Here is a 3,402-nt window from a genome sequence, read left to right as displayed (position 1 = left end):
GGCTTGCCCAGCCACTCCTCTGGAATGTCTGTGGTTGCCACTTCGCTCATCAGGTCCAATCCGTTGAACGTGTGGCCAAAGACGCGATCAAACTTGTCCAGATTAGATTCGTCTTTGACCAGCGTTGCACGGGCGAGGAAGTAAAAATCCTCCACCCGTTTGCCGGCCAGATCAGCGTCCAGCGCTTCCATAAGCGTAAGATATTCGCGTACGGATACGGGTAAACCAGCGGATTTTAGCTCTTCGAAAAACTGAATAAACATGGGGTCACATTATGCGATTGGGCGGTGCAGTGTCGAGAGTGCAATTGACACCTTAGGCAAAAGCATAGGGATCAATAAGAACCTCTGGCCCAGTCAATCGCTTTGGCAAGATGAAGCTCAACAAAATCATTCTTGCCTTCTCTATATCCCTCAACATCTCCGTTGACCTCCTGCGCCGTTTTCTTCTTCAGGTGGGCATATTTCTCACGGATCTCAGGATGAGCTTTCAGGTAATCACGAAAGGCCAGATGCCTGTAAACGTGCGGATCTCCTGATTTAAACGCGTGAAGGTGATGGGTGCGGTCGTCTCCACCTTTTTCAAAGTAGCGGCGACCTGCAATGCCGTATTCACCTTTGGCGACATAGCCAAGATTGATCAGCTTTGCAGATTGAGCATCGAGTGCCGGGATGCTGGAGACTTCCAGCAGGATGTCGATAATTGGTTTGGCGGCGAGAGCTGGTACGGAGGTGCTGCCAATGTGGTGAATGTCTTCGACAATATCTCCGAGTAGCTCACGCAAAATTTCTTGCTCCAGCCGGAACTCCTCGGCCCAGTTGTCTTGTGCATCTACCACTTTGACTTTGCGCGTGATCATAGCTGTGTCTGCCGCCTTTGTTTTGTCAGCCCTTTGAACATACCAAGAGATTGGGGGAAGCATAGGGCTGGCGTGAGATATTCGTTAATCCTGATCTGCAATCTCATCTGGGGCAGATTTCGTGATCTCGCTCATGAGCTCCGTTAGTGATGGGCCTTTTGTCGCGATGAATGGTGCAGGGCGGCAGGTTTGAATTGCAGCAACGCCAATGCGTGCTGTGAGGAAGCCATTGACTAGTCCTTCGCCAAGACGTGCGGAAAGTTTTGCTGCTAAGCCCTGACCAATGAACTGTTCCAGCAGGCTATCTCCTGCTGCCATGCCACCTGTGACGGCCAGGTGAGCCGCGACATCTCGTGAAAGGCGCCAGAAACCGAGTGCGCCGGGGCGGGCTCCGTAAAGACGGGAGATGCGGCGAACAATGCGCAGGTTTTCGTAAAGTACGATCAGGATATCAACGAGTGCACGAGGTGATAGTGCGGTAACTACAGAAACACGCTTCGCGCTTTCCATGACTATCAGGCGCGCGCGGGCGTCCATCGGTGCCATCAGCTCGCGTTCTGCCAGTTTGACGAGATCTCGCCCATCGATGATTTCCTGCATATGACCTTTTAGCTGAGCGCGGCCATGAGCTGTTTCCGGACGATCTGCGTAGAGTGCCATTAGCTTTTGTAGAGCTGCACGGGCTCCCTTATCGCTATCGTTGTCTGCTGCGGTCTGCAGGTCATCGCGTATATGATCGATTTGTTCCAGTCGAGAAAGCGCGCGCCATTCTTTGAAGAACAAACCGATCAGTCCCAGAAAGCCGAGAGCGGTGAGGCCAACAGCCGTCCAGCCCAACCAGTCATAGCGAGCAAAGAGATCTCTGATTAAGCTATCGACAGCCAAGCCAACGGCAAGTGAGACGAGGCCGCCACCGCCAATGGCGATGATCTTGCTCCAGCGACTCTTCGCTGGTTTGGGCTCTGGGGCCACATTGTTTTGCGGCAGGGCCAACGCGTTTTCGTCTTCTTCTGACACAACGGCTTCAGAGGAAAGTGGTTCGTGGGCAAACTCCCCCTCCAGCCGGACGGAGCTGTCATCCAGTTTGAATGCTTTGGGAGCGCGGCGTGCCTGAGGCTTATGTTGCTGTGTTTTCTTGTTGGTCATGCGAGTTTATCTCCCAGCAAGAACTCCATTGCACTGTCCAAGCGGATGTGAGGGAGAGATAAGGTCAGCCCCTCTGCCGTGCGTTCCAGCTTTGGAGGGCGGAAGCGCACATATTTCAATGCGGTCTGATCTTCCGGTGTGCCGTGGCTTTGCTCTGTAGAGAAAAGGTCACTCAGATCGTCAGGAAGATCGCCGGGGAAAATAGCTGCTTCTTCTTCGCCGTCAAACTTCATGGAGCCAATGGTTTCTTCTGGCATTGGTGTGCCGAGGAGTGCAGGGGTTTCTGCACCATCGTGATGAACGGTTGCCTGCCTGGTGGCTCTGACGGATGCAAGGGCGAGCGTTTCAACTGAAGCGCCTGAGAACTCTGCGCGGTTGATTGCCCGTTCAACCAGCTGCTTGAGGAGTAACTCCAAGTGATCGTGATCCTCGCGTCGCAGATGGTCTGCCTTTGTGGCTGCAAACAGAATGCGATCGATCTTGCGAGATACTATTGAGAATAGCCAGCTTGCTTTGCCGGGTCTGAACGCGCCCATAATCTCAGTGAGGGCACCGCTCAAATCATCCAAGGCCTCAGGGCCAGCGTTGATTGCTGTGAGTGCATCCACGAGCACAATCTGTCTGTCTAATTTGGCAAAGTGGTTTTTGAAGAACGGTCTGACCACGTGCTTGCGATAGGCCTCATAGCGGCGCTCCATAATGGCGAGGAGCGTGCCTGCTTTGGGTTTGACCTGCGTATCACCCAGATTGAGCGGCGTGAAGGTGAGGGCTGGTGTGCCCTTCATATCGCCGGGCATGAGGAAGCGACCAGGAGGCAACATGGATAGTGCGTTTTCATCATCCCGGCAGCGGCTCAAATACGTGGTGAAGGTGCTTGCCAGATCCTTTGCGATGTCCTCTGAAAACTCATCGTGCAGCTTATCTTGATAGCGTGCGAGTGTTGACAAAAACTCCTCAGACAAATCTGGCCTTGCTTTAGCGCGTTTCAGGGCTTCCTCTGAGAATTGCCGGAAATCCTGTCGTAGTAGAACAAGGTCGAGGAGCCATTCACCAGGGTAATCCACGATGTCGAGGTGCAGTTTGCCACCGCCTAACTGGCGGTTCAGGAATGTGGCGGACTCGTATTCAATGGTCAGGCGAAGTTCGGAGATTTGATGTGTGGACTCCGGCCAAAGGCGATCCTTTGTCAGCGTTTCGACATGCTGCTCATAGTTGAACCGTGGAACATTGTCATCGGGCTGAGGCTGAAGATATGCACGCGCGAGCCGTCCTGTGCCCGCGGCATCCAGCAGAGGCAGGCGACCTCCGGCAATGAGATTGTGAACGAGAGCTGAGATAAAGACGGTCTTCCCGGAACGTGCCAATCCAGTGACACCCAGACGGACAGTGGGGACTGT

3 protein-coding genes and 1 pseudogene are annotated in these 3,402 nt (G+C 53.7%); all 4 read right to left on the bottom strand.

Annotated features, from left to right (window positions below; genetic code table 11):
- Window positions 1-263, bottom strand: a pseudogene (locus PPL9_RS34190) (VWA domain-containing protein); the annotation flags it as partial.
- A 71-nt stretch (window positions 264-334) separates the two neighbouring features.
- Window positions 335-859 carry a GrpB family protein gene (locus PPL9_RS10480; protein ID WP_057462691.1) on the bottom strand — a complete coding sequence of 175 codons (525 nt, stop codon included), beginning with the start codon at window positions 857-859 and terminating at the stop codon, window positions 335-337.
- Between the two features lie 84 nt (window positions 860-943).
- Window positions 944-2,005 (bottom strand): TIGR01620 family protein, encoded by a 1,062-nt coding sequence (locus PPL9_RS10475; RefSeq protein WP_057462638.1) that lies wholly within the window; start codon window positions 2,003-2,005, stop codon window positions 944-946.
- Window positions 2,002-3,402: YcjX family protein (locus PPL9_RS10470; protein ID WP_057462637.1), on the bottom strand; the 1,401-nt coding region annotated here is incomplete at its 5' end. The genes PPL9_RS10475 and PPL9_RS10470, both read right to left, overlap by 4 nt.

Origin of the sequence: Pseudovibrio sp. POLY-S9, assembly GCF_001431305.1 — a bacterium.
In the GTDB taxonomy this organism is placed as follows: domain Bacteria; phylum Pseudomonadota; class Alphaproteobacteria; order Rhizobiales; family Stappiaceae; genus Pseudovibrio.
Note: the sequence above shows the minus strand (reverse complement) of the source record. Positions and strands in the feature narration are given on the sequence as shown.